Here is a 24,617-nt window from a genome sequence, read left to right on the forward strand (position 1 = left end):
TGGGCCTACACGGCCGACAAAAGGTACGTTCTCGACCGTGCCCGCACCGAAGAAGACCGTCCGGCGCTCCCTGCTGGTCGCCGCCACCGCCCTGCTGTCCCTGTCCGTCACCGCGCCCGCCGCCCTGGCCGTCCCGACCCCGCCGGCGAGTCCGTCGGCGACGCCTCCGGCCCGCATGTCCACCGTGGGCGGGGAGCGGCTCGGGCTCCCCGGCACGCAGGTGAACCTCGCCCCGGGTGTCCCGGTGCTGCCGAAGGACCTCACCGCCCGCTCCTGGATCGTCTCCGACGCGGAGTCGGGGGAGGTGCTCGCCGCGCACAACGCGCACTGGCGGCTGCCCCCGGCCAGCACGCTGAAGATGCTGTTCGCGGACACCCTGCTGCCCAGGTTTCCCCGGACCATGGAGCACAAGGTGGCCTCGGCCGACCTCGCGGGCGTGGGCGTCGGCTCCAGCGTGGTCGGGATAAAGGAGGGCCACTCCTACACCGTCCACGACCTGTGGCTCGGTGTCTTCCTGCGCTCGGGCAACGACGCCGTGCACGTGCTGTCCGCGATGAACGGCGGTGTCGCGCAGACCGTCGGGGACATGCAGAAGCACGCCGACGAGCTGCAGGCCCTGGACACCCACGTCGTCTCCCCGGACGGCTACGACGAGCCGGGACAGGTGTCGTCGGCGTACGACCTGACGCTGTTCGCCCGGTCCGGGCTGCAGAAGAAGGACTTCCGCGACTACTGCTCGACCGTCAGCGCGAAGTTCGAGTCCGGTGAGATCCGCAACACCAACCGACTGCTGAGCGGCGACACCGACGTGCCGGTCTACCAGGGCATCGCCGGGGTGAAGAACGGCAACACCACCAACGCGGGCGCCACGTTCACCGGCGTCGCCGAGCGGAACGGCAAGGTTCTGCTGGTCACGGTGATGAATCCGCAGAAGCACGAGCACAACGAGGTCTACAAGGAGAGCGCGAAGCTGTTCGACTGGGGCTTCCAGGCGGCCGGCAAGGTCAACGCGGTGGGCGAGCTGGTGCCGCCGAAGAGCGCCGCGCCGAGCCCCGCGCAGTCCGGGGCCGGCGCCTCCGCCGGACCGTCCGCGGGCAGCGGCGGCTCCGGCTCCCGGCCGGTGGCCGGTGCCGCCACCGGCGCGGGCTCCCGCGGCGTCGGCGTCGCCGCGGCCGTGACGGGCGGGGCGCTGGTGCTGCTGGCGGGCGCGGTGTACCTGATCAACCGCCGGTGGCCGCTGCCGGACCTGGTGCGCCGTCGGACGCGTCCGTGACTCCGGCGGGGCCGTCCTCCGTGCTCGGCGTCGCCGTCCAGGAGGCGCAGAACAGGACGAGTTTCGTGGTGAGGTTGATCCACAGCAGCAGCGCCACGGGCACGCCGAACGCGCCGTACATGCTCTTCGCGGCCACCCCCTGGATATAGCCGCTGAGCAGGAGCTTCAGCAGTTCGAAGCCGACCGCGCCGAGCAGCGCGGCCACCAGCAGGCGGCGGCGCGGCGGCTCCACCCCGGGCAGCAGGGTCAGCACGTAGAGCAGGACCAGGAAGTCGGCGAGCACGGCGACGGCGAACGCCGCGATCCGCAGCAGCACGCTGCCCCAGCCCCGCTCGGCGAGGCCAAGCTCGCGCGAGACCAGGCCGACGGCGGCCGAGGCGAGCGTGGACGCGGCGAGGGTGACGAGCAGCGCGCCGCCGAGTCCGAGCAGGACGCCGGCGTCCTTGGCCTTGGCCACCAGCGGGTTCTGCTGCTGGTCCGGCAGCTCCCACACCGCCCGCAGACAGTCCCGCACCTGCCCGACCCAGCCGATGCCGGTGAACAGCAGCACGGCGCCCGCGATGACACCGACGGTGCCGGCGTTGTGGACGAGCGAGGTGAGGTCAAGGCGGTCGGAGACGACGCCCGGGAACTGCTCGGCGATCTTGGTCTGGACGGTCTTCTGCCGTTCCGGGCTGAGCGTGGCGGCACTGATCGCGGCGCCCACGGTCAGCAGCGGGAACAGCGCCACGAAGCTGACGAACGTCATGGCGGCGGCCAGCCGCGTCCACTTCACCCGGTCCAGCCGTTCGTAGCAGCGCCACGCGTGCGTGGCCATCAGGCGGGTGACGATCGGCCCGATGCCGGGGAGTCTCTTCAGCCAGTCCATGATCCGTCCCTGCCCCTGCCGGCGCGCTCGTATGACATCCCACTAATCCCCCATTGTGTGGAGCGGGCGAATGTTCCGTAACTAACCACCCATACCGGGGCGATACGGTCACCGACATGCCTGGAGACACGGTTTCCGTCATCCGCCCGCGGACGTACGAGGAGGCCGCGGCAGCCGTCCGCGCCCGCGGGGCGGGCGGTGTCGTCGCCCGGGGCGGCCCGGCACGGGCGTACGGGGACGCCGCCCGGAACACCGGCGGCACCGTCCTCGACACGACCGGCCTCGACCGCGTGCACGTCGTCGACGCCGACGAGGGCATCGTCCTGTGCGGCGCCGGCGTCCCGCTGCACCGGCTGACCGAACTCCTGCTCCCGCTCGGCTGGTTCGTGCCGGTCGCCCCCGCCACCGGCCCCGTGACCGTGGGCGGGGCCATCGGCACCGACCTCCACGGCGGCAGCCACCATGTCTCCGGGGCCTTCTCCCGCCATGTGCTGTCCCTGGAGCTGCTCGCCGCCGACGGCGAGGTCCACGCGGTCAAGCCGGGCACCGAGCTGTTCGAGGCGACCGCCGGGGGCATGGGCCTGACCGGGGTGGTCCTCACGGCCACGATCCGGCTGCTGCCGGTGCAGACGGCGTATCTGACCGTCGGCACCGAACGCGCCACCGACCTAGACGACCTGATGGCCCGGCTGACCGGCGGCGGTCACCGCGCGCGCTACTGCGCCGCCCGGATCGACCTCACGGCCCGGGGCGCGGCCACCGGACGCGCCGTCCTCACCCGCGCCGACCACACCCCGCTCGACGGCCTCCGCAGGGGCACGCGCGCGTGGCGGCACCCTCTGCCCCCTGGCCCCCGCCGTCTTGCGACCGCCCCCGCCCTCATCCACTCCCTCATGCCCGGCCTCATGCCCGGTCTCGTCCCCGCCCTCGTCACCGGCGGTCTGCTCGGCCGCACCGCCGCCGGCCTGCTGGGCGGGATCCGGCACCGTACGGCGGTGCCACGCGGGCGTATCGGCCAACTCCGGTCGCTGGCCGCCCTCTTCGGCCCCGCGGAGCCCCTGCCGTACGTACCGCCCGGGAATCGCCCGCACGGCCGCGCCGGCCGGGTGCGCCACGAGTTCGCCGTCGGCCACGGCCAGGAGGAAACCCTGCACCGGATCCTGCGGCGCCTCGCCGCACACCGCTGCCCGTCCCTGCACGCCGTCCTGCGGCCCCTCGGGGACACGGACGCCGGCTGGCTCTCCTTCCCCCTGCCCGGCTGGAGCCTCGCCCTGGACGTCCCGGCCGCGCTGCCCGGGCTCGCCGCCTTCCTCGACGGCCTCGACGAGGAGATCGCCGCGGCCGGCGGCCGCATCCGCCTCGCCGGGGACGCACGGCTCCGCCCCGGCCTGCTCACCACCATGTACCCGCGCGTGACCGACTTCCGCGCCCTGCGCGCCCGGCTGGACCCGCGCGGAGTGTTCGTCTCCGACCTCGCCCGCCGGCTCGGCCTCTAAGTGTGCTGACCGGAAAGGCTGGTGACGCGGCCGGCTAGGCCCTAGGACACCGCGCTGCCGCGGAGCGCGCCGGCCTGGGGCGGAACCACCGACCCGCCGAACGTGAACTCCCGCAGCTTCCGCCAAACGCCGTCCGCGCCCTGCTCGTACAGGGCGAAACCCGTACACGGCCACTGCGCGTCGAAGCCGGCCAGCTCCTCGAAGGCCCGGTCCATCGCGGCCTCGTCGATCCCGTGCGCGACGGTGACGTGCGGGTGGTACGGGAACTGCAGCTCGCGCGCGACCGGCCCGGACGCGTCCCGCACCCGCTGCTGCAGCAGGGTGCAGTCCTCGGCGCCCTGGACGACCCGGACGTAGACCACCGGGGACAGCGGACGGAACGTGCCGGTGCCGGACAGCCGCATCGGGAACGGACGGCCCACCGCGGCCACTTCGGTGAGGTGCGACTCGACGGCCGGCAGCTCCGCCTCGTCGACCTCCGTCGGCGGCAGCAGCGTGACGTGTGTGGGGATGCCGTGAGCCGCGGCGTCGCCGAAGCCCGCGCGCCGCTCCTGGAGCAGGCTGCCGTAGGGCTCCGGGACCGCGATCGACACGCCGATCGTTACGGTCCCCACGTCGTCTCCTGTCGTCGCGCCTGTTGTGTTCTCAGTCGTCCGGCTATCGACTGTACGGCCACGGCTGTCCTGTGGGCAGGCGCAGCGGAAGTGATGTGCAGCGCTCTGTCCACGGACGTGTGTGCGGTCGTACGCCTCAGTGCTTGGCCGGCAGGAAACCCACGCGGTCATAGGCCCGGGCGAGGGTCTCCGCGGCGACCGCGCGCGCCTTCTCCGCGCCCTTGGCCAGGATCGAGTCGAGGGTCTCGGAGTCGTCCAGGTACTGCTGGGTGCGCTCGCGGAACGGCGTCACGAACTCGACCATGATCTCGGCGAGGTCGGTCTTCAGGGCGCCGTACATCTTGCCCTCGTAGTCGCGCTCCAGCTCGGCGATCGACGTGCCGGTGAGGGTCGAGTAGATGGTGAGCAGGTTGCTGACGCCCGGCTTGTTCTCCGCGTCGTAGCGGATCACCGTGTCGGTGTCGGTGACGGCGCTCTTGACCTTCTTGGCCGTGGCCTTCGGCTCGTCGAGCAGGTTGATCAGGCCCTTCGGCGTGGACGCCGACTTGCTCATCTTGATCGACGGGTCCTGCAGGTCGTAGATCTTCGCCGTCTCCTTGAGGATGTACGGCGACGGGATCACGAAGGTGTCGCCGAAGCGGCCGTTGAAGCGCTCGGCCAGGTCACGGGTCAGCTCGATGTGCTGGCGCTGGTCCTCGCCGACCGGCACCTCGTTCGCCTGGTACAGCAGGATGTCGGCGACCTGCAGGACCGGGTACGTGAACAGGCCGACGGAGGCGCGGTCGGCGCCCTGCTTGGCGGACTTGTCCTTGAACTGGGTCATGCGGCTGGCCTCGCCGAAGCCGGTGAGGCAGTTCATGATCCAGGCGAGCTGGGCGTGCTCGGGGACGTGGCTCTGGACGAAGAGCGTGCAGCGGTCGGGGTCCAGGCCGGCCGCGAGGAGCTGGGCGGCGGCCAGGCGGGTGTTGGCGCGCAGTTCCTTCGGGTCCTGCGGGACCGTGATCGCGTGCAGGTCGACGACCATGTAGAACGCGTCGTGGGACTCCTGCAGGGCCACCCACTGGCGGACGGCTCCGAGGTAGTTGCCGAGGTGGAACGAGCCTGCCGTGGGCTGGATACCGGAGAGCACGCGAGGTCGGTCTGAAGCCATACCCCTCATTGTCGCAGAGAGCCCGGAGGGTTCTGTGCGAGGGGAACCGCGCACCGTGGTGGGCCGGCCGCGCCCACGCGGCGGAGCCGCATATCGAATACGGCCCCGCCCCCGGGTGTCTCTAGCCGAGGTCGATCTCGGGGTAGAGCGGGAAGGCCGCCACCAGGTCCGTCGCGCGCTGGGCGATCTCCTGCGACACCTTCTCGTCCAGGACGTGGGCGGCCTTCGACGGGGCGCCGGACTTGGTGGTGCCCGGCTCCGTCGTCGTCAGGACCCGGTCGATCAGGCCCGCCACCTCGTCCATCTCCGCCGTGCCCAGGCCGCGGGTCGTGAGCGCGGGGGTGCCGATGCGGATGCCGGAGGTGTACCACGCGCCGTTGGGGTCGGCCGGGATGGCGTTGCGGTTGGTGACGATGCCGGAGTCCAGCAGCGCCGCTTCGGCCTGCCGGCCGGTGAGGCCGTAGGAGGTGGTGACGTCGATCAGGTTGAGGTGGTTGTCCGTGCCGCCGGTGACCAGGGTCGCGCCCCGGCGCATCAGGCCCTCGGCCAGGGCGCGGGAGTTGTCGACGATGCGCTGGGCGTAGTCCTGGAAGGCGGGCTGCCGCGCCTCGGCGAGGGCGACGGCCTTGGCGGCCATGACGTGCGGCAGCGGGCCGCCGAGGACCATCGGGCAGCCGCGGTCGACCTGGTCCTTGAGGGAGTCGTCGCACAGCACCATGCCGCCGCGCGGGCCGCGCAGCGACTTGTGCGTGGTGGTGGTGACGATCTGGGCGTGCGGGACCGGGTCGAAGTCGCCGGTGAGGACCTTGCCGGCGACGAGGCCCGCGAAGTGCGCCATGTCGACCATCAGGGTGGCGCCGACCTCGTCGGCGATCTCGCGCATGATCCGGAAGTTCACCAGACGGGGGTACGCGGAGTAGCCGGCGACGATGATCAGCGGCTTGAACTCGCGGGCCTGGGCGCGCAGGGCCTCGTAGTCGATGAGGCCGGTGGCCGGGTCGGTGCCGTAGGAGCGCTGGTCGAACATCTTTCCTGAGATGTTCGGGCGGAAGCCGTGGGTGAGGTGGCCGCCCGCGTCCAGGGACATGCCGAGCATGCGCTGGTTGCCGAAGGCCTGGCGCAGCTCGGCCCAGTCGGCCTCGGTCAGGTCGTTGACCTGGCGGGCGCCGGCCTTCTCCAGGAAGGGGACCTCGACCCGGTCGGCGAGGACGGCCCAGAAGGCGACGAGGTTGGCGTCGATGCCGGAGTGCGGCTGGACGTAGGCGTGCCGGGCGCCGAAGAGCTCGCGGGCGTGCTCGGCGGCGAGGGCCTCGACGGTGTCGACGTTGCGGCAGCCGGCGTAGAAGCGGCGGCCGACGGTGCCCTCGGCGTACTTGTCGCTGAACCAGTTGCCCATCGCGAGGAGGGTGGCCGGGGAGGCGTAGTTCTCGGAGGCGATCAGCTTGAGCATCTCGCGCTGGTCGTGCACCTCCTGGCCGATGGCGTCGGCTACGCGCGGTTCGACGGCACGGATGACGTCGAGGGCGGCGCGGAAGGCGGTGGACTCGGTGGAGAGGGGCTGCTGCTCTGGCATGAGGACCTCCGGACGGCGTGCGTACAGCGTTCACGTTCGGCCCAGGCGCACGGCACACATCGGACTCGGGCCGCTCCCCGATGGTCCGTCCCATCCCAGCGCGCCAGTCACGGCCCGCTGATCAGCCTACCGGGCGGGACACCCGGCCAGGTTCCGACGTCCACCATGCGAGCGAGGGTAGGAAGGAGATCCCCTCGTCGCCGGGAGCCGCCGTGACCGCTGCTGAAGACCTCATCGCCGCCGCCGAAGCGCACTGTGCGCCCACGTACCGTCCGCTGCCGGTCGTCGTGGCCGCGGCGGACGGCGCCTGGATGACGGATGTGGAGGGGCGGCGGTACCTGGACTGGCTGGCCGGTTACTCGGCGCTGAACTTCGGGCACCGCAACCGGCGGCTGATCGAGGCGGCGAAGGCGCAGCTGGAGCGGGTGACGCTGACGTCCCGCGCCTTCCTGCACGACCGGTTCGCGGCGTTCTGCACGGAGCTGGCCGAGCTGTGCGGGATGGAGATGGTGCTGCCCGTGAACACCGGCGCGGAGGCGGTGGAGAGCGCGGTGAAGACGGCCCGGAAGTGGGGGTACCGGGTGAAGGGGGTGCCCGCGGAGATGGCGAAGATCGTCGTCGCGGGCGGCAACTTCCACGGGCGTACGACGACGATCATCAGCTTCTCCACGGACCCGCAGGCGCGGGCGGACTTCGGGCCGTACACGCCGGGGTTCGAGATCGTGCCGTACGGCGATCTGACGGCGATGCGCAAGGCGCTGACGGAGAACACCGTGGCGGTGCTGCTGGAGCCGGTCCAGGGCGAGAACGGCGTGATCGTGCCGCCGGCCGGCTATCTCCCCGCGGTCCGGGAGCTGACCCGCGAGCGGAACGTGCTCTTCGTCGCCGACGAGGTCCAGTCGGGCCTCGGCCGCACCGGGCGGACCTTCGCGTGCGAGCACGAGGGGGTGGTCCCGGACATGTATGTGCTGGGCAAGGCGCTGGGCGGCGGGATCCTGCCGGTGTCGGCGGTGGTGTCGAGCGCGGAGGTGCTCGGGGTGTTCCGGCCGGGCGAGCACGGGTCGACGTTCGGCGGCAATCCGCTGGCCTGCGCGGTGGCGCTGGAGGTGATCGCGATGCTGCGCACGGGCGAGTTCCAGGCGCGGGCGGCCGAGCTGGGGGCGCGGCTGCACGGTGAGCTGACGGCGCTGCTCGGCACGGGCGCGGTGACGGCGGTGCGGGGACGCGGGCTGTGGGCCGGGGTGGACATCGCCCGGGCGGCCGGCACCGGGCGGGAGGTGTCGGAGCGGCTGATGGACCGGGGCGTGCTGGTGAAGGACACCCACGGCGCCACCATCCGGATCGCACCGCCGCTGGTCATCTCCGAGGAGGACCTGGACTGGGGCCTCGCCCAGCTGCGGGCGGTGCTGGGGGTGCGGGGCCCCTTCTGACGGGCCCTAGAGGATCACGTGCGGCAGGAAACGCGCGTACTCGTCGGTGATCAGGCCGGAGGACTCGCGGATGCCGAGGCCGGCCGGTTCGTCCTGGACGACCCAGGCGCCGAGGACGACGTGGTTGCGGTCGAAGGCGGGCAGCGGGGCGAGCTGCTGGTAGCAGCAGGGCTCGTCGCGGAGTGCGGCCGGGGCGCCCGGCTGGTGCACGGTGACGCCCGCGCCCTCGCGGCCGAGCAGGGGCTTGGCGACGTAGCCCTTCCCGGCGGCGAGCTCACGGGGGCCGTCCAGGTAGGCGGGGAGGAGGTTGGGGTGGCCGGGGTACAGCTCCCAGAGGACGGCCAGCAGGGCCTTGTTGCTGAGCAGCATCTTCCAGGCGGGTTCGATCCACAGGGTGCTGCCGGTGCCGCCGCCGTTGTCGAGGGTGGCGAGGACGTGCCCGGCGAAGGCGTCGGTGGTGAGCCACTCCCACGGGTAGAGCTTGAAGATGCCGCGGATGAACCGGAGCTGGTTGTCGACGAAGCGGCCGGAGAGGGTGTCCCAGCCGATCTCCTCCATGGACAGCCAGTCGGTGTCGAGGCCGGCCTGTTCGGCGGTCTCCTTCAGATAGGCGACCGTCATCAGGTCCTCGCCGAGTTCGTCGGCGGAGGAGTGCGCGAAGTGCAGCGGACTGCCGGGCGGAAGCAGCGCGGCCTGCGTCCGCCAGGCCTCGACGAGGCGTTCGTGCAGGGAGTTCCACTGGTCGGCGCCGGGGAAGCGGTCCTCCATCCAGAACCACTGCGGCGAGGCGGCCTCCACCAGCGAGGTCGGGGTGTCGGCGTTGTACTCCAGCAGCTTGGCCGGGCCGGTGCCGTCGTAGCGGAGGTCGAACCGGCCGTAGACGGAGGGGAGTTCGGCGCGGCGGCGCCAGGCCTCGGTGACGGCGGCGGCCACGCCGGGGTCGGTGATGCCGAGGTCGGCGAGCCGGTCCTTCGCCACGATGTGCTCGGCGGCCGTGAGGCACATGCGGTGCAGTTCCCCGACCGTCTCCTCCAGCGCCTCGACCTCTTCCAGGGAGAAGACGTAGTAGGCGCTCTCGTCCCAGTAGGGGCGCAGGGAGCCGTCGGGGTGGCGGGTGAGGGGGTAGACGAGCCCCTGCTCCTCAACGGTCTGCTGCCAGCCGGGGCGTGGGGTGGTGGTACGGCGTTCCATACGGCGGTCTCCGGTCGCTGTCCGATCCGTTGCCCGGTCAGCCGCCGGAGCTGTGGTAGCCGCCGCCGAAGCCGCCGCGGTGGACTCCGGTGCCGCCGCTGGAGGAGCTGCCGGAGCCGGAGCCCCTGCGGGGCATGGTGAAGGAGCCGCCGTCCACCCAGGAACCCCGCTTGTCGCCGCCGTAGTACCAGGCGCCGTTCACGGACGCCTTGGTCGACTTGCAGTTCCGGTCTGAGACGATCTTGTACCCCTTGGCGAGGTTGTAGCTGCCGCGGTCGACACAGCGCTTGTCCGGTTCGGACGAGCAGGCGGTCAGGGCGGCGGCCAGCAGGCCCATGCCGCCGAGGACGACCGTGCCGGAGCGCAGCCGGCGGCGTGTGTTCTCCATCGTGGTGTCTCCCCCGTGGGCTCGTCGGACGATCGGTTCAGACTAGAGAACGGTAAGAGCGCGGACCCCGTTGGGTGTCCCGGTCGGCCCTCTCCTAGAGTCCCTTTGTGCTCTTTGGAATGGTGTGCGCCCTTGGCGCGGCGGTCTGCTTCGGTACCGCGACGGTGTTGCAGGCGGTGGCGGCGCGAGAAGCCGGTACGGGCGGGGGCGGCGAGGCGGCACTGCTCCTGCGGGCGCTGCGGCAGTGGCGGTACATCGCCGGGCTGGCACTGGACGGGCTCGGCTTCCTGTTCCAGATCGCCGCGCTGCGGTCCCTCCCGATCTACGCGGTCGGCGCGGCCCTGGCGGCGAGTCTGGCGGTGACCGCGGTGGTGGCGGCGCGCCTGCTGCGGGTGCGGCTGAGCGGCACCGAGTGGACCGCGGTGGCCGTGGTCTGCGCCGGGCTCGCGATGCTGGGGCTGGCGTCCGGGCCGGAGGGCGAGGAGGGCGGCTCGGACGCGTTGCGGTACGTGATGCTCGCCGTGGCGGTCGGGATGCTGCTGCTCTCCCTCGCGGCCGGGCGGCTGTCGGGGGCGAGCCGGGCCCTGGTGCTGGGGCTCGGGGCCGGGTTCGGGTTCGGGGTGGTGGAGGTGTCGGTCCGGCTGATCGACAGTCTGGCGCCGGCGGGTCTGCTGACCAACCCGGCGGCCTACGCGCTGGTGATCGGCGGAGGCGCCGCGTTCGTGCTGCTGACCTCCGCGCTGCAACGCGGATCGGTGACCGCGGCCACGGCCGGCCTGGTCATCGGCGAGACCATCGGCCCGGCGGCGGTGGGCGTGGTCTGGCTGGGGGACCGCACCCGGGACGGGCTGGCCTGGCTGGCGGTCCTGGGATTCCTGGTGGCCGTGGCGGGCGCGCTGGCGCTGGCGCGGTTCGGGGAGGCGCCGGTGGCGGCCGAGGAGGGCTGAGGCCGCCTCCCTGGTCTTCCGCTGCCCGCCGTGGCGCACGATCCCGTCAACCCGCCCCGCGCACAGGCGCGTTGCCACGCGCCGCACCCGCCGGTCGTAGGGTCACGGGCATGCGCCCCGTCGACGACCCCTCCTACCGGAACAACCCGCAGCTGAACGCCTGGCTGGACACCGCCCGCGCCGACTTCGCGGCCCTCGCCGAACGGACCGGTGGCCCGTGGGACTTCTCCGCCGCCTCACTCGCCCGCCTCGAACGCCTCGTCCTGGAGCGCCACGCCACCTGGGAAGAGCAGTACGACGACCGGCGGGGCCCGTTCCTGCGGGCGGTCGCCTGGTACCTGGGCGAGGTCCTCGTACGGCACCACGACGCGGTCTGGGTGTGGCCGCCCGGTACTCCCTGCCCCAGCCGGGAGCGGTCGTGCCCCGCCCTGACCTACCCGTACGACCGGCTCACCGAGCGGGAGGCCGAAGCCGTCGCCGCGTCGGAGGAGGAAGGCGAGTCTCTTCTTCCTGTCGTCGACCCGCACCAGATCGTCGGCGCCCTCCATCGGGCGGAGGGCTCCCGGCTGAGCGTCGCCCTGGAGCACTTCGAGGGATGGCGTGACGAGCTCGCGCCCTGGCTGCCGTCAGGCACCTGAACTCCTACGGCAGCACCCTGCACAACGCGTCCAGGGCCCCCGCCCACGTGCTGTCCGGCGGTGTCGCGTAGCCCACGACCAGTGCGTCCAGCGGCTCGGCGAGGGCCTGTGGGTGGCGGTGCGGGGACAGGCCGCGGAGGGCGAGGCCCTGCCAGGCCGCGGCCTGGATCACCGACTGTTCCATGCCGGCGGGCAGCCCCAGCACCGCGTGGAGGCCGGCGGCGATGCCGGTGACCGCCACCTCGGGCGCGCGGGCGGTCACGGACGCGGCGAGGGCGTCGCGGCGGCGCCGGTGGCGCAGCCGGGAGGAGCGGACGTGACGGTCGTACGCGCCGGAGGTGAGGAACTCGGCGAGGGTGAGCTGTTCGAGCGCGCCCACGGTGTCGACGCGGCCCTTGGCCGCGGCCGCCTCCTCCACGAGGGCCGGGGGCAGCACCGTCCAGCCCAGCCGCAGTCCGGGGGCCAGGGACTTGCTGGCGGTGCCGAAGTAGACCACACGGTCGGGGTCGAGGCCCTGGAGGGCGCCGACGGGCTGGCGGTCGTAGCGGAACTCGCCGTCGTAGTCGTCCTCCAGGATCACGGCGTCGGTGCGCCGCGCCCAGTCGATCACGGCGGCCCGCCGTTCGGGGTGCAGGGCCGTACCCATGGGGAACTGGTGGGCGGGGGTCAGCAGCACCGCGCCGGCGTCGTCCAGGACCCGGGTGTCCGTGCCGAGTTCGTCGTACGGGAGGGCGGGTGTGCTGAGGCCGGACTGCTGGAGCAGGCCCCAGTAGGCGTCGAGGCCGTACGACTCGACGGCCACCGTGCGCACCCCGCGGGCCGCGAGGACCGTGCCGATGATGCGCAGGGCGTGCGCGAAGCCGGAGGTGATCAGCACGGTCTCCGGGTCGGCGCGGACGCCGCGCACGCGCGCGAGGTACCCGGCGAGGGCGGTGCGCAGTTCGGGCCGGCCACGCGGGTCGCCGTAGCCGAGGGCGTGGTACGGGGCGGTGGCGAGGGCACGGCGGGCGGCCTTGAGCCACTCGGTGCGCGGGAAGGCGGCGAGGTCGGGGGCGCCGGGGAGCAGGCTGTACGCCGGACGGCCGGGTTCGGGGGGCCGGGGTCCCGCGCCCCTGCCGGCGGGCGGGGCCGCGGCCAGCTCCGCGACCCGGGTTCCGGAGCCCTGCCGGGCGGTGAGCCAGCCCTCCGCCACCAGGTCCGCGTAGGCCTCGGCGACGGTGTTGCGGGCGATGCCGAGGTCGGCGGCGAGGGACCGGGAGGAGGGCAGCCGGGTGCCGGCGGCGAGGCGGCCGGTGCGGACGGCGTCGCGCAGGGCGTCGGTCAGGCCCCGGCGCAGACCGCCCCCGCCGGTCGGTTCGAGATGCAGGTCGACGCCGAAAGTGGCCCAGGATTCCACCATGGAAATGGACCATACTCCTGGGCTGCCTCGCTCCTAGGGTCGAGGGCATGAGCACAGACACCAGCACCGGCGACACCGTCGAGTACGCGCCCGAACACACCCCCCGCATGCGCTGGGCCCAGCACGCCCCCGAGGTCTACAAGGCGATGATCCGGCTCGACGCGGCGGCCAGGCAGGGCCTGGACCCCAAGCTGTACGAACTGGTGAAGATCCGCGCCTCGCAGATCAACCACTGTGCGCTCTGCCTGGACATGCACACCAAGGACGCGCTGGCGGCCGGCGAGAGCGTCCAGCGGATCGTGCAGCTCAGCGCCTGGGAGGAGTCGAAGCACTTCTACACCGAGAAGGAACTGGCGGCGATCGAGCTGACCGAGGCGGTCACCGTGCTCACGGACGGTTTCGTGCCGGACGAGGTGTACGAGAACGCCGCCAAGCACTTCGAGGAGGCCGAGCTGGCGCAGCTGATCGCCGGGATCGCGGTGATCAACGCCTGGAACCGGTTCGGTGTGACCACCCGCGCGGTGCCCGGCCACTACCAGGCGGGGCAGCACCGGTGAGCCGTACCCAGCTGCTGGACCGCGAGGTCGGCCAGGCGATGTCCGCGCTCAGCGCGGCCGCGAAGAAGGGGCTCGGCGACCCGGTGCTCGCCGAGCTGGTCATGATCCGCGCCTCGCAGATCAACCACTGCGCCTTCTGCCTCGACATGCACGTGCGGATGGCCCGGAAGAACGGGGAGTCGGAGGACCGTGTCCAGCTCCTCAACGCCTGGGAGGAGACCGAGGGCCTCTACAGCGAGCGGGAGCGAGCCGCGCTGGCGCTGACCGAGGCGGTCACCGTGCTGACGGAGGGCTTTGTGCCGGACGAGGTGTACGAGCAGGCGGCCAGGCACTTCGACGAGGCCGGACTCGCCCATCTCATCGGCCTGATCAGCGTCATCAACGGCTGGAACCGGCTGATGGTCAGCCGCCGCACCGCACCGGGGGGTTACCGGCCATGAGCAAGGTGGACGTGTTCCGCGCGCTGCATCTGCGGCGCGCCCAGGGCGACCCGCTGGTCCTGCCCGGGCCCTGGGACGCGGCGAGCGCGCGCGTCTTCGCCGAGGCCGGGTTCCCGGCGCTGGCCACGCCGAGCGCGGGGGTCGCCGCCTCGCTCGGGTACGCGGACGGGGCGACTCCGGCCGACGAGATGTTCGCCGCGGTCGCCCGGATCACGCGGGCGGTGGACGTGCCGGTGTCCGCGGACGTCGAGGGCGGGTACGGGCTCGCGCCCAAGGAGCTGGTGGAGCGGCTGCTGGAGGCGGGCGCCGTCGGCTGCAACCTGGAGGACTCCGTGGACGGTGTCCTGAAGGATCCGCGCGAGCAGGCCGAGTTCCTCGCCGAGGTGCGTTCGGCCGCCGGGGACCGGCTGTTCCTCAACGCCCGCGTCGACACCTTCGTCCACGGGGACGGGGACCCCGAACGGGTCATCGAGCGGGCCGCGCTGTACGTGGCGGCGGGTGCCGACTGCGTCTACCCGATCCTCGCCCCGGCGGACACGCTGCCGCTGCTGCGGGCCGGGATCCAGGGCCCGCTGAACGCGCTCGCCCGCCTGGACGCGGACGGCCCCTCGCCCGCCGCGCTCGGCGGACTCGGGGCCACCCGGATCACGTTCGGACCGGGACTGCAGCGCAGGGCGGCCGCCGCGCTCACGGAGATCGCCGACGCCCTTGCCGAGTAAGGACGTCAGGGCAGCCACCGCTTCCACACGTCGGGGTGGCTGTCCACCCACTTCCCGGCGGCGTCCTGGGGCGACAGCTTCTGGTCGGCGATCATCAGGGAGACCTCGTTCTGGTACTCGGTCGTCCAGCTGAACTTCCTCAGGAAGGCCGCCGCCTTGCCGCCGGACTTCGCGAAGTCCGCGTTGAGGTACTTCTGCAGCGGGGTGTGCGGGTAGGCACAGGCGACCTTCGCCGCGTCCGCGTCGCAGCCGTCCTTGTACGGCGGGAGCTTCACCTCCGTCATGGGGACCTTCTTGAACAGCCACTGGGGTGCGTACCAGTAGGTCAGGAAGGGCTTCTTCTCCTTGGCGAACTGCTTCATCTGGGTGATCTGCGCCGCCTCGGAGCCGGCGAAGACGACCTGGTAGTCCAGCTTCAGGTTCTTGACCAGGGCCTTGTCGTTGGTGACGTACGACGGGGAGCCGTCCATCAGCTGGCCCTTGCCGCCGCTCTCCGCCGTACGGAAGAGGGAGGCGTACTTGTTGAGGTTCTTCCAGTCCGTGATGTCCGGGTGCTGCTTGGCGAGGTACGTCGGCACGAACCAGCCGATGTGACCGGTCACGCCGAGGTCTCCGCCCCGCGCGATGGTCTTCTTGTCCTCGACGTACCGCTTCTCCTGGTCCGGGTGGCCCCAGTCCTCCAGGATGGCGTCGACCCGGCCCTGGCTGAGCGCGTCCCAGGCGGGCACCTCGTCGACCTGCACGGTGTCGACGCGGTAGCCCAGCTTGTGCTCCAGGATGTACTGGGCGACGGCCACGTTGGACTGGGCCCCCACCCAGGACTGCACGGAGAGCGTGACCGTCTTCGATCCCCGGGCGTTGGCGAACGGGCTGGCCTGCTTGGTCATGTCGGCGGCGCCGCAGCCGGTGAGCAGCGACACGGTGGCCGCTCCGGCGGCGATCAGCGCCGTCCTGCGTTTCAGCTTCCTCATGTCACGCTCCCTTCCGCGCGCCGCGTTCCGCCGGCTGGGTCACCCGGTCGAGCATCAGCCCCAGGCAGACGATGGCGGCACCGGCCACCAGACCCGTCGCCAGGTCGCCCTGGGCCAGCCCGAACACCACGTTGTAGCCGAGCGCACCGCCGCCGACGAGGCCGCCGACGACGACCACGGCGAGGACGAGCACCACGCACTGGTTGACGGCGAGCAGCACGGCGCGCCGGGCCAGCGGCAACTGGACCTGCCGCAGCTGCTGGGCCCCGGTGGCCCCCAGCGAGCGTGCCGACTCCAGGGCGCCCGGGTCGACCTGGCGCAGCCCCTGGCTGATGATGCGCACGACGGCGGGCAGTGCGTAGATCACGGCGGCGGCGGCAGCGGGCGCACGGCCCACCCCGAACAGCGCCACGACCGGGATGAGGTAGACGAACTGCGGCATGGTCTGGCAGACGTCCAGCACCGGGCGCAGCAGCCGCTCGAACCGGGTGCTGCGGGCGGCGGCGACAGCCGTGGCGAAGCCGATGACCAGGGTGACGGCCACCGCGGCCAGCACCTGAGAGAGGGTGTCCAGGGACGGCGTCCACACCCCGAGCACGCCGATCGCCGCCATCGCCAGCACCGCGGTGAGGGCCGTGCGCCAGGTGCCGATCAGCCAGGCCGCCACGGCGACGATCAGGAGCAGCCCCCACCAGGGCAGCCCCTGCAGCCCGGCCCGGACGGGGTCCAGCACCCAGGTGGTGAAGCGGGCGGCCCAGTCGGCGGTGCCGCCGACGACGGGGACACCGCTGTAGAGGTGGTCGACCATCCAGTCCTTGACGGTGTTCACCGGCCCGGCGATGTCGGCGACCCAGGTGTCCGGCCATGCGAGCCGGTCCGAGAGGCGGCCGGCGAGCACCACGGCGGCCGTCACCGCGGCCGCCGTGGACCAGCCCGCCACGGGGCGCGCCGCGGTGCTCGTGGAGCCGGAGCCCAGCCGTTCGCCCACGGCCGCGGTCACCCGGTCGAGCGCGATGGCGAGCAGCACGATGGGGATGCCGGCCGCCAGCGCGGCGCCGACGTCGACGGAGGCCAGCGCCTGGTAGACACGGTCGCCCAGACCTCCGGCACCGATCATGGAGGCGATCACGACCATGGACAGCGCCATCATGATCGTCTGGTTGACGCCCAGCATGATCTCCTTGCGGGCGAGGGGCAGCCGGGCGGTCAGCAGCCGCTGCCGGAAGGTGGCACCGAACGACTCCACCGCCTCCATCACGCCGGCGTCCGCGGCCCGCACCCCGAGCGCCGTCAGCCGCGCCATGGGCGGGGCGGCGTAGATGACGGTGGCGAGCGCCGCGGCGGGTACGCCGATGCCGAAGACCAGGACGACGGGGAGCAGGTAGGCGAACGCGGGCAGCACCTGCATGGTGTCCAGGACCGGGCGCAGGGCGCGGTCGAGGCGGCCGGAGAGGCCGGCGGCGAGACCGAGGACGGCTCCTACGGCCACGGAGGCGAGGACGGCCACCACCATCAGCGCGAGGGTCTGCATGGTCGGGACCCACATACCGAGGGCGCCGCAGGCCAGCAGCGCGGCTACGGTGCCGGCGGCCAGGCGGACGCCGGCGACGCGCCAGGCGAGCAGGCCGGCGAAGGCGGTGACACCGGCCCAGCCCGCGGCGAGCAGGGTGAGGTAGACGGCGCGGACGGAGAGGACGACCGCGTTGCTGAGGTAGCCGAAGAAGTAGAGGAACAGCGGGTGGCTGTCGCGGTTGTCGATGATCCAGTTGCTGGCGTCGGCGAGCGGCTTGGAGAGGTCGACGGTCAGCTCGTGGGGCCAGGCCGCGCCGGGCCAGCGGGTGGCGGCCCAGGGGACGAGGACCGCGGCGAAGAGGGCGAGCAGGAGGAGTTTGCCCGCGGCTCGGCTCTTGAGGACGCGGGGTTTGCCGGTACGGGAGGTCGGGAAGCTGAGCGTCGCCATCAGACGGCCTCCGGGCTGGTGCGATCGCCCTCGGGACTGGTGCCGGTGCTCTCCGGGCTGGTGCGGGGGGCGGGTGGGGTCGCTTGCCCGCGCTCGCGGGGTGCCGTCGCGGCCACTGCGGCGGCGTCGGTGGCGGCCTCGGGTGGGGTGGTGACGCCGGCTACGACGTCCAGCAGCTGTTCGTGGTCCACGACGCCCAGGCACCTGCCCTCGTCCATCACCCGGGCGGGCTGCCCCGCCCGCGCCACCGCCTCGATGGCCTCGGCCACCGTGGCCTCGGGGCGGACCGCCGGGCCGGTGCCCGTCTCCGCCGCGGACGCGGGGCGCATGGCCGTACGGCAGGTCATCACCTGCTCGCGCGGCACGTCCCGGACGAACTCGCGGACGTAGTCGTCGGCCGGGGAGCCGACGATCTCCTCCGGGGTGCCGAGCTGGACCACTCGGCCGTCGCGCATCAGGGCGATGCGGTCGCCGAGTTTCAGGGCCTCGCTGAGGTCGTGGGTGATGAAGACCATCGTGCGGCCCTCCTCGCGGTGCAGGCGGGCCACCTCGTCCTGCATGTCGCGCCGGATGAGCGGGTCCAGTGCGCTGAACGGCTCGTCGAAGAGGAGGACCTCCGGGTCGACGGCCAGGGCGCGGGCCAGGCCCACGCGCTGGGCCTGGCCGCCCGACAGCTGGCCGGGGCGGCGGTGCTCCATGCCCTCCAGGCCGACCTTGGCGACGACCTCGGCGGCCCGCTCGCGCCGCTCGGCCTTGCCGACGCCCTGGATCTCCAGGCCGTAGGCCACGTTGTCGAGGACCGTGCGGTGCGGGAGCAGGCCGAAGTGCTGGAAGACCATGGCGGCCCGGTGCCGGCGCAGTTCGCGCAGGCGGCCCTTGTCCATCGCGCGGACGTCCTCGCCGTCGATGGCGATGGTGCCGGCGGTGGGTTCGATGAGGCGGGTCAGACAGCGGACCAGGGTGGACTTGCCGGAGCCGGACAGGCCCATGACCACGAAGACCTCGCCCTTGCGGACGTCGAAGGAGACGTCGCGCACCGCCGCCGTGCAGCCCGTGCGGGCGCGCAGGTCGGCGGGGTTCAGCGTGCTGAGCTCCGGGTCGGCGGGTATCCGCTCCGGCTTGGGGCCGAAGACCTTCCACAGGCCGGACACCGAGAAGACGGGCGCGGTCGTGGTGGGCGGCTTGCGGGTGGGAACCGTGAGCGCCATCAGGCGTCACCTCCGATCAGTTCGACGGCCTTCTCCCCGACCATGAGCACCCCGATCATCGGGTTCACGGCGGGCATGGTCGGGAACACGGACGCGTCGGCGATACGGATGCCGTCGAGACCGCGGATCCTCAACTCGGGGTCGACCACGGCGAGTTCGTCGTCCGGGGCACCCATCTTGCAGGTGCCGGCCGGGTGGTAGACGGTGTGCGCGACCTTGCGGGCGTACTCGCTCAGCTCCGCGTCGCCGAGGACCTCGGGGCCGGGGCAGACCTCGCGCTTGAGCCAGCCGGCGAGCGGCTCGGTCCGCGCGATCTCGCGGGCGATGCGGATGCCGTCGACGAGGGTCTGCCCGTCGTAGTCGTCCTCGTCGGTGAAGTACCGGAAGTCCAGGGCGGGCTTCACGGACGGGTCGGCGCTGGTCAGGTACAGCCGGCCGCGGCTCTTCGGCTTGGGGATGTTCGGGGTCATGGACACCCCGAACTCCGGCCGCTCGTAGCCCAGTCGCTCGGGGTTGTCCGTGAACGGGATCTGGTAGAAGTGGAACATCAGGTCCGGCCCCGGGCTTTCGGGGTCGCGGCGCACGAACAGGCCGGCGTCGGAGTCCATCGCGGAGTTCTCCGGGATCGGGCCGTGGGTCTCCCAGACGATGACCGACTCCGGGTGGTCGAGGAGGTTCTCGCCGACGCCCGGCAGGTCGTGGACGACCGGGATGCCGAGGGCTTCGAGGTCCTGGCGGGGGCCGATGCCCGAGTGCAGCAGCAGGCGCGGGGAGTCGACGGCGCCCGCGCACAGCACGACCTCGTTGCGGGCGCGGACCAGCAGTTCCTCGCCGTCCTTGGTGCGCACGTGGACGCCCTCGGCGCGGGTGCCGTTCAGCTCCAGCCGGTACGCCCAGGTCTCCAGCAGGACGGTCAGGTTGGGCCGCTCGTCCATCACCGGGTGCAGGTACGCCACCGACGCCGAGGACCGCTTGTTGTTCTCGGGGTGGTAGGCGAGGTCGAAGAAGCCGACGCCCTCGGTGAACGGCTTGCGGTTGAAGCCCTCGACGCGGGGTACCCCGAGTGCGGACTGGGCGGCGTCGACGAAGTCCCGGGCGATGGCGTTCCGGTCCTTCTCGTCCACGGAGACGATGTTGTTCTTCAGGCGGGCGAAGTAGGCCTCCATGGGGACGGCGCCCCAGCCCTTGGCGCCGGCCTCCTCCCACTCGTCCCAGTCGGAGGGCAGCGGCTTGAAGGAGATGAGGGTGTTGTGCGAGGAGCAGCCGCCGAGGACGCGGGCACGGCTGTGCCGGATGTGGGAGTTGCCGCGGGGCTGCTCGACCGTCGGGTAGTCGTAGTCGAGTTCACCGCCGAGCAGGCCCATCCAGCGGCGCAGCGTGAGGACGTCGTCGCGGCCCACGTCGCTCGGGCCGCCCTCGATGACGGCGACGGTGACGTCGGGGTTCTCGGTGAGGCGGGAGGCGATGACGGAACCGGCGGTGCCGCCGCCGATGACGACGTAGTCGTAGACGTGGGGGGTGTGGGACATGGGGGTACTACTCCAGGAGGTGTTTCCGGGGGAAGAGCCAGGGGGGTTCCCGGGGGAGGAGGCGGGGCTCAGCCGGCGAACCAGCGCACCGGCTTCGGTGCGAGGTTCTGGTAGACGTGCTTGGTCTCGCGGTACTCGGCGAGTCCCGCGGGCCCCAGCTCGCGGCCGGTGCCGCTCTTGCCGAAGCCGCCCCACTCCGCCTGCGGCAGATAGGGGTGGAAGTCGTTGATCCAGACGGTGCCGTGGCGCAGCCGGCCGGCGACGCGCCGGGCCCTGCCGGGGTCGCTGGTCCACACGGCACCGGCGAGGCCGTACTCGGTGTCGTTGGCGAGGAACACCGCCTCCTCCTCCGTGCGGAAGGTCTCGACGGTGAGGACCGGGCCGAACACCTCCTCGCGTACGACGGTCATCTCGCGGTGGCAGGCGTCGAGGACGGTCGGCTCGTAGAAGTAGCCGGTCTCGGGGCGATCCGGTGACGGCTCGGGCCGCTTGCCGCCGCAGCGCAGTACGGCGCCCTCCTCCAGCGCGCCGGCGACGTACGCCTCGACCTTCGCGCGGTGCTGCTCGGAGACGAGCGGGCCGCACTCGACGCCGGCCTCGGTGCCCCGGCCGAGCCTGATCCGCTGGGCCCGGCGGGCGAGTTCGGCGACGAAGCGCTCGCGGACCGACTCCTCGACGATGAGCCGGGCGCCGGCCGAGCAGACCTGGCCGCTGTGGATGAAGGCGGCGTTGAGGGCCTGGTCGACGGCGGTGTCGAAGCCCTCCTCGGTGGCGCAGGCGTCGGCGAAGACGACGTTGGGGTTCTTGCCGCCGAGTTCGAGGGCGACCTTCTTCACGGTCGGGGCCGCGGCCTGGGCCACCTTGGTGCCGCTGACCAGGCCGCCGGTGAAGGAGACCAGGTCGACGCCGGGGTGTTCGGCGAGCCGGGCGCCGACGGTGTGGCCGGGGCCGGTGACGATGTTGGCCACGCCGGCGGGCAGCCCCGCCTCGGCGAGCAGCTCGATCAGCGCGATGGTGGTCATCGGGGTGATCTCGCTGGGCTTGACCACGAAGGTGTTGCCGGCGGCGAGCGCCGGGGCGATCTTCCAACTGGCCTGGAGGAGCGGGTAGTTCCAGGGGGTGATCAGCGCGCAGACGCCGACCGGCTCATGGACGACGACGCTGTGGACGTCGGGCGAGCCGGCGTCGACCACCCGGCCCGGGGCCTCGGCGGCGACCAGGTCGGCGAAGTAGCGGAAGGCGTCGGCGACACAGTCGATGTCGACCCGGCCCTCCTCGACGGTCTTGCCCGCGTCCCGGCTCTCCAGCAGGCCCAGCTCCTCGCGGTCGCGCACGAGGAGGCCGGCGACGCGGCGCAGCAGCGCGGCGCGCTCGGCGACGGGGGTGCCGGGCCAGGGGCCGTGGTCGAAGGCCTGCCGCGCGGCGGCCACCGCACGCTCGGCATCCCTCTCGTCACCCTCGGCGACCACGGCGAACGGCCGGGCGTCCGCGGGGTCGAGGATCTCGCGCGTCGCGCCGGAGACCGCTTCCAGCCACTCGCCCCCCGCATGGATGGTCGCCTCGGCCTGTCGTTCGTTTCTGTCCGCCATGATCGGTATTGCCTTCCGTTCCTGTTCCGTACCCCTGTGTCACAGACGTGTCACGGTCGGGGACCGTCACCGCCTGCCCGGGGCTTCGGAAGGCATGCGCAATCGGTGGCCGAAAGTGCGCCGCATCACTGAAAGAGCTACCGAAAAGCGGACAAATAGCCCGGCGAGGGCGTGTCCCACCCGTCGCCACTGATCACGGACGCGGCGGCGGACCGGTCCCCGCCCCCTGGAGCATCAGGTCCCGCACGCAGCCGCGCAGCCACGCGTGGGCGGGGTCGGCGTCGTGGCGGGGGTGCCACGCGAAGCCGACGCCGACCGCGGGGAGCGGCAGCGGGATCTCGAAGGTGACCAGGCCGAGGGTGTGGGCCAGCGAGCGGCCCCAGTGGCTGATCAGCCCGATCAGATCGGTCTCGCGCACCACGAACAGCGAGGCGGGATAGGTGCCGACGCTGCCCACCACACGCCGCTCCAGGCCGAGTTCGCCCAGCGCGTCGTCGATCGGCCCACGCTGCCTGCCGCGCCGGGACACGATCAGATGACCGGCCGCCCCGGCGAACCGCTCGGGCGTCAGCTCCCCCGTGAGCAGCGGGTGACCGGCCCGTACGACACCCAGCATGCGTTCCTCGTACACCGTCTCCACATGCACTTCGGGCGCGGTCGAGTCGATCACCCCGACCTCCAGGTCGGCGGTGCCCTGGCGCAGGACCGGGACGTCCACATGGCTCTCGGAGAGAAAGCGCAGCCGGATGCCGGGGGCCTCGCGGGCGGCGCGGGCGAAGAGGGTGGCGCCGTGGGCGGCGGCGATCGAGTCATGGCCGAGGATCGTGAACGTGCGGCTCACCGTGCGCAGATCGGTGTCCCGGCCCGGCGCGAACAGGGCCCGGGCCCGCTCCACCACCGCGCTCACCTCGGCCCGTACGGCCAGCGCGTGCGGGGTGGGCACCATCCGGCGTCCGGCGCGCACCAGGACCGGATCGCCGAGCGCCTTGCGGATCCGGCCGAGCGTGCGGCTCATGGCGGGCTCCGACAGATGCAGCCGGTGGGCCGCGCCCTGCACGCTCTGCTCCTCCAGCAGCACGTCCAGGGCGACCAGCAGATTCAGGTCCAGTCCGGTGGATTGCGTCATGTGCAGGTATTCCTTGCAGAGGTTGCACTGGAAAGCAGGTCACTGCGGAGCCTACGGTGAGGACGCATCCCACACCACCCACCGAAGCTCCCGGGAGGAGCCGTGCCCGCGCACGCCCTGAAACGCCCCACCCTGCTCGCGCTGTGCGCCTGCGTCCTGGTCGCCCAGAGCATGGTCGCCGCCATCAACCTCCTGATCCCGCAGCTGGGTTCCTCGTCCCTGCACCCGTCGCACACCGAGATCCTGTGGACGGTCGACGCCTACGTCATCGTCTTCGCGGGCCTGCTCATCCCGGCCGGTGCCCTCGGCGACCGGTACGGCCGCAAGGGGGCCCTGCTCACCGGGCTCGCCCTGTTCGCGGCGGGCGCCGCCACCAGCGCGCTCGCCACCGGTCCGGCCGTGCTGATAGCGGGCCGGGGCCTGTCCGGCGCCGGAGCGGCCCTCATCACCCCCGCCACCCTCTCGATCCTGATGCACCTGTCCGCCCCCGAGCACCGGGCCCGCTCCATGGGCGCCTGGACGCTGTCGATCGGCCTGGGCGGCGCGGCGGGCAACCTGGGCGGCGGCCTGGTCGGCCAGTTCCTCACCTGGCGCGCCCTGTTCGCGGTCATGGTCCCGCTCGCCGCCGTCCTCGCCGCGGCCGTCTCGGCCGCCGTCCCGCACACCGAGCGCTCCGCCCGCGGCAACCCCGACCCGCTCGGCACAATGCTCCTGACGGCGGGCCTGGTCGCGGTCCTGTTCGGCATCATCGAGGGACCGGCCTACGGCTGGACCTCCACCCGCATCCTCGGTGCCTTCGCGGCGGGCGCGCTGCTGATCGCCGCCTTCACCCGGCACGCCCTGCGCTCCCCCGCCCCCCTGTTCGACCCGCGCGTCTTCGGCTCGCCCCGCCTGCGCGCGGCCTCCCTCGGCACGGCCACCGGCTTCTTCGGCCTGTTCTCGCTGTTCTTCGTCAACGCGCAGTACCTGCAGGATGTGAAGGGCTTCGGAGCCGCCGTCACCGGGGTGGCGATCCTGCCGCTGGTGTTCGGGATGGCCGCCACCCAGAAACTGGCGACCCGCTGGGCCGGCCGCCCCCGCGCGGTCATCGGCACCGGTCTCGCCCTGATCGGCCTCGGCCTGCTCGGCGCGTCCACGGCCGACGCGGGCACGCCGTACGCGGTGTTCGTCTGCTGGCTCCTGACCATCTCGGCCGGCGCCGGACTGTCCATGCCGGCCCTGACCCTCGGCGTGGTCACCTCGCTCCCGGCCCACCAGACGGGCCTCGGCTCCGGCCTCGGCACGACGGCCCGGGAGACCGGCGCGGCACTGGGCGTGGCCGTCACCGGCACCGTCCTGTCCTCGCACACCGACCTGCTGCACGGCATGGGACCGGCCCTGCGGACGGTGGGGGTGGTGGTGCTGGCGGCCACGACGCTGGTGGTGGCCGGGTACAGGAAGCGCCCTGAAGGCGCGCGGGGAACCGCGCGAGCAGCGGCAAAGGACCCGCACCCGGCAACGGCCCCGCAGACCCACGGCGGGTAGCCGGTACGCACACGGCGACGCTCGGCA

22 protein-coding genes and 1 riboswitch are annotated in these 24,617 nt (G+C 72.7%); of the genes, 9 read left to right on the forward strand and 13 right to left on the reverse strand.

The window, feature by feature from the left end; translation table 11 throughout:
* Nucleotides 1-37: 37 nt before the first annotated feature.
* Nucleotides 38-1,273, forward strand: coding sequence for a D-alanyl-D-alanine carboxypeptidase family protein (locus tag ABT171_RS02385; protein ID WP_351238857.1), 1,236 nt, complete (start codon nt 38-40; stop codon nt 1,271-1,273).
* Here ABT171_RS02385 and ABT171_RS02390 read toward each other — a convergent pair.
* Entirely contained in the window at nt 1,221-2,141 is a 921-nt protein-coding gene (locus tag ABT171_RS02390; protein ID WP_351238859.1) for a YihY/virulence factor BrkB family protein, read from the reverse strand. The genes ABT171_RS02385 and ABT171_RS02390 overlap by 53 nt on opposite strands.
* A gap of 116 nt (nt 2,142-2,257) precedes the next feature.
* Between ABT171_RS02390 and ABT171_RS02395 the strand changes: the two genes are divergently transcribed.
* On the forward strand, nt 2,258-3,637 hold the full coding sequence (locus tag ABT171_RS02395) for an FAD-binding protein (RefSeq protein ID WP_351238861.1): 1,380 nt from the start codon (nt 2,258-2,260) through the stop codon (nt 3,635-3,637).
* A 41-nt stretch (nt 3,638-3,678) separates the two neighbouring features.
* Here the strand turns inward: ABT171_RS02395 and ABT171_RS02400 are convergent, their stop codons facing one another.
* From ABT171_RS02400 to ABT171_RS02410, 3 genes are all read right to left on the reverse strand, one after another.
* A complete protein-coding gene (locus ABT171_RS02400) occupies nt 3,679-4,251 on the reverse strand; it encodes a 2'-5' RNA ligase family protein (protein ID WP_351238863.1) in 573 nt (190 codons plus the stop codon).
* A 136-nt stretch (nt 4,252-4,387) separates the two neighbouring features.
* Nucleotides 4,388-5,401, reverse strand: a complete 1,014-nt coding sequence (gene trpS, locus ABT171_RS02405; RefSeq protein ID WP_351238865.1) for a tryptophan--tRNA ligase — start codon at nt 5,399-5,401, stop codon at nt 4,388-4,390.
* A 121-nt stretch (nt 5,402-5,522) separates the two neighbouring features.
* A complete protein-coding gene (locus tag ABT171_RS02410) occupies nt 5,523-6,974 on the reverse strand; it encodes a glycine hydroxymethyltransferase (protein ID WP_351238867.1) in 1,452 nt (483 codons plus the stop codon).
* Between the two features lie 32 nt (nt 6,975-7,006).
* A riboswitch (ZMP/ZTP riboswitch) is annotated at nt 7,007-7,095 on the reverse strand.
* A 91-nt stretch (nt 7,096-7,186) separates the two neighbouring features.
* Here ABT171_RS02410 and rocD point away from each other — a divergent pair.
* On the forward strand, nt 7,187-8,404 hold the full coding sequence (gene rocD, locus ABT171_RS02415) for an ornithine--oxo-acid transaminase (RefSeq protein ID WP_351238869.1): 1,218 nt from the start codon (nt 7,187-7,189) through the stop codon (nt 8,402-8,404).
* A gap of 6 nt (nt 8,405-8,410) precedes the next feature.
* Here the strand turns inward: rocD and ABT171_RS02420 are convergent, their stop codons facing one another.
* On the reverse strand, nt 8,411-9,595 hold the full coding sequence (locus ABT171_RS02420; protein WP_351238871.1) for a glutathionylspermidine synthase family protein: 1,185 nt from the start codon (nt 9,593-9,595) through the stop codon (nt 8,411-8,413).
* 37 nt (nt 9,596-9,632) lie between these two features.
* Entirely contained in the window at nt 9,633-9,983 is a 351-nt protein-coding gene (locus ABT171_RS02425) for a hypothetical protein (protein WP_351238873.1), read from the reverse strand.
* Between the two features lie 119 nt (nt 9,984-10,102).
* Between ABT171_RS02425 and ABT171_RS02430 the strand changes: the two genes are divergently transcribed.
* Together ABT171_RS02430 and ABT171_RS02435 are read left to right on the forward strand one after the other, a co-directional pair.
* Complete coding sequence (locus ABT171_RS02430; protein WP_351239121.1) at nt 10,103-10,930, forward strand: DMT family transporter; 828 nt, start codon at nt 10,103-10,105, stop codon at nt 10,928-10,930.
* A gap of 110 nt (nt 10,931-11,040) precedes the next feature.
* Nucleotides 11,041-11,568, forward strand: a complete 528-nt coding sequence (locus tag ABT171_RS02435; protein ID WP_351238875.1) for a hypothetical protein — start codon at nt 11,041-11,043, stop codon at nt 11,566-11,568.
* A 4-nt stretch (nt 11,569-11,572) separates the two neighbouring features.
* Here ABT171_RS02435 and pdxR read toward each other — a convergent pair whose 3' ends face one another.
* Entirely contained in the window at nt 11,573-12,967 is a 1,395-nt protein-coding gene (pdxR, locus tag ABT171_RS02440) for a MocR-like pyridoxine biosynthesis transcription factor PdxR (protein WP_351238877.1), read from the reverse strand.
* Nucleotides 12,968-13,014: 47 nt separating this feature from the next.
* Here pdxR and ABT171_RS02445 point away from each other — a divergent pair, with 47 nt between their 5' ends.
* The 3 genes from ABT171_RS02445 to ABT171_RS02455 are packed head-to-tail and all read left to right on the forward strand — an operon-like array spanning nt 13,015 to nt 14,683.
* Nucleotides 13,015-13,524, forward strand: coding sequence for a carboxymuconolactone decarboxylase family protein (locus tag ABT171_RS02445; protein ID WP_351238879.1), 510 nt, complete (start codon nt 13,015-13,017; stop codon nt 13,522-13,524).
* Nucleotides 13,521-13,964, forward strand: a complete 444-nt coding sequence (locus ABT171_RS02450) for a carboxymuconolactone decarboxylase family protein (protein ID WP_351238881.1) — start codon at nt 13,521-13,523, stop codon at nt 13,962-13,964. Before ABT171_RS02445 ends, ABT171_RS02450 begins: the two co-directional genes overlap by 4 nt.
* Nucleotides 13,961-14,683: an isocitrate lyase/PEP mutase family protein gene (locus ABT171_RS02455; RefSeq protein ID WP_351238883.1), complete on the forward strand. Its 723-nt coding sequence runs from the start codon at nt 13,961-13,963 to the stop codon at nt 14,681-14,683. Before ABT171_RS02450 ends, ABT171_RS02455 begins: the two co-directional genes overlap by 4 nt.
* Before the next feature lie 5 nt (nt 14,684-14,688).
* Here the strand turns inward: ABT171_RS02455 and ABT171_RS02460 are convergent, their stop codons facing one another.
* From ABT171_RS02460 to ABT171_RS02485, 6 genes are all read right to left on the reverse strand, one after another.
* Nucleotides 14,689-15,654 (reverse strand): ABC transporter substrate-binding protein, encoded by a 966-nt coding sequence (locus ABT171_RS02460; RefSeq protein ID WP_351238885.1) that lies wholly within the window; start codon nt 15,652-15,654, stop codon nt 14,689-14,691.
* Between the two features lies 1 nt (nt 15,655).
* Complete coding sequence (locus ABT171_RS02465) at nt 15,656-17,614, reverse strand: ABC transporter permease (protein ID WP_351238887.1); 1,959 nt, start codon at nt 17,612-17,614, stop codon at nt 15,656-15,658.
* Nucleotides 17,614-18,822 carry a quaternary amine ABC transporter ATP-binding protein gene (locus ABT171_RS02470; protein WP_351238889.1) on the reverse strand — a complete coding sequence of 403 codons (1,209 nt, stop codon included), beginning with the start codon at nt 18,820-18,822 and terminating at the stop codon, nt 17,614-17,616. Before ABT171_RS02470 ends, ABT171_RS02465 begins: the two co-directional genes overlap by 1 nt.
* Nucleotides 18,822-20,351: a GMC family oxidoreductase gene (locus ABT171_RS02475; protein WP_351238891.1), complete on the reverse strand. Its 1,530-nt coding sequence runs from the start codon at nt 20,349-20,351 to the stop codon at nt 18,822-18,824. The genes ABT171_RS02470 and ABT171_RS02475 overlap by 1 nt, the downstream gene beginning before the upstream one ends.
* Nucleotides 20,352-20,419: 68 nt before the next feature.
* Nucleotides 20,420-21,940 (reverse strand): aldehyde dehydrogenase family protein, encoded by a 1,521-nt coding sequence (locus ABT171_RS02480; protein ID WP_351238893.1) that lies wholly within the window; start codon nt 21,938-21,940, stop codon nt 20,420-20,422.
* A 193-nt stretch (nt 21,941-22,133) separates the two neighbouring features.
* Complete coding sequence (locus ABT171_RS02485) at nt 22,134-23,066, reverse strand: LysR family transcriptional regulator (protein WP_351238895.1); 933 nt, start codon at nt 23,064-23,066, stop codon at nt 22,134-22,136.
* A gap of 102 nt (nt 23,067-23,168) precedes the next feature.
* Between ABT171_RS02485 and ABT171_RS02490 the strand changes: the two genes are divergently transcribed.
* Complete coding sequence (locus ABT171_RS02490; protein WP_351238897.1) at nt 23,169-24,590, forward strand: MFS transporter; 1,422 nt, start codon at nt 23,169-23,171, stop codon at nt 24,588-24,590.
* The last annotated feature ends 27 nt before the right edge of the window (nt 24,591-24,617 follow it).

The organism is Streptomyces sp. NPDC001851, from assembly GCF_040297165.1.
Classification (GTDB): Bacteria; Actinomycetota; Actinomycetes; order Streptomycetales; family Streptomycetaceae; genus Streptomyces.

Bases quoted from the DNA above. Each gene is read 5' to 3' on its own strand.
- ABT171_RS02465 (WP_351238887.1), bottom strand. From the start codon at position 17,614: ATGGCGACGCTCAGCTTCCCGACCTCCCGTACCGGCAAACCCCGCGTC.
- ABT171_RS02410 (WP_351238867.1), bottom strand. From the start codon at position 6,974: ATGCCAGAGCAGCAGCCCCTCTCCACCGAGTCCACCGCCTTCCGCGCC.
- ABT171_RS02475 (WP_351238891.1), bottom strand. From the start codon at position 20,351: ATGTCCCACACCCCCCACGTCTACGACTACGTCGTCATCGGCGGCGGC.
- ABT171_RS02435 (WP_351238875.1), top strand. From the start codon at position 11,041: ATGCGCCCCGTCGACGACCCCTCCTACCGGAACAACCCGCAGCTGAAC.
- ABT171_RS02470 (WP_351238889.1), bottom strand. From the start codon at position 18,822: ATGGCGCTCACGGTTCCCACCCGCAAGCCGCCCACCACGACCGCGCCC.
- ABT171_RS02430 (WP_351239121.1), top strand. From the start codon at position 10,103: ATGGTGTGCGCCCTTGGCGCGGCGGTCTGCTTCGGTACCGCGACGGTG.
- ABT171_RS02455 (WP_351238883.1), top strand. From the start codon at position 13,961: ATGAGCAAGGTGGACGTGTTCCGCGCGCTGCATCTGCGGCGCGCCCAG.
- ABT171_RS02425 (WP_351238873.1), bottom strand. From the start codon at position 9,983: ATGGAGAACACACGCCGCCGGCTGCGCTCCGGCACGGTCGTCCTCGGC.
- ABT171_RS02480 (WP_351238893.1), bottom strand. From the start codon at position 21,940: ATGGCGGACAGAAACGAACGACAGGCCGAGGCGACCATCCATGCGGGG.
- ABT171_RS02445 (WP_351238879.1), top strand. From the start codon at position 13,015: ATGAGCACAGACACCAGCACCGGCGACACCGTCGAGTACGCGCCCGAA.
- ABT171_RS02420 (WP_351238871.1), bottom strand. From the start codon at position 9,595: ATGGAACGCCGTACCACCACCCCACGCCCCGGCTGGCAGCAGACCGTT.
- ABT171_RS02390 (WP_351238859.1), bottom strand. From the start codon at position 2,141: ATGGACTGGCTGAAGAGACTCCCCGGCATCGGGCCGATCGTCACCCGC.
- ABT171_RS02460 (WP_351238885.1), bottom strand. From the start codon at position 15,654: ATGAGGAAGCTGAAACGCAGGACGGCGCTGATCGCCGCCGGAGCGGCC.
- trpS (WP_351238865.1), bottom strand. From the start codon at position 5,401: ATGGCTTCAGACCGACCTCGCGTGCTCTCCGGTATCCAGCCCACGGCA.
- pdxR (WP_351238877.1), bottom strand. From the start codon at position 12,967: ATGGTGGAATCCTGGGCCACTTTCGGCGTCGACCTGCATCTCGAACCG.
- ABT171_RS02395 (WP_351238861.1), top strand. From the start codon at position 2,258: ATGCCTGGAGACACGGTTTCCGTCATCCGCCCGCGGACGTACGAGGAG.
- ABT171_RS02485 (WP_351238895.1), bottom strand. From the start codon at position 23,066: ATGACGCAATCCACCGGACTGGACCTGAATCTGCTGGTCGCCCTGGAC.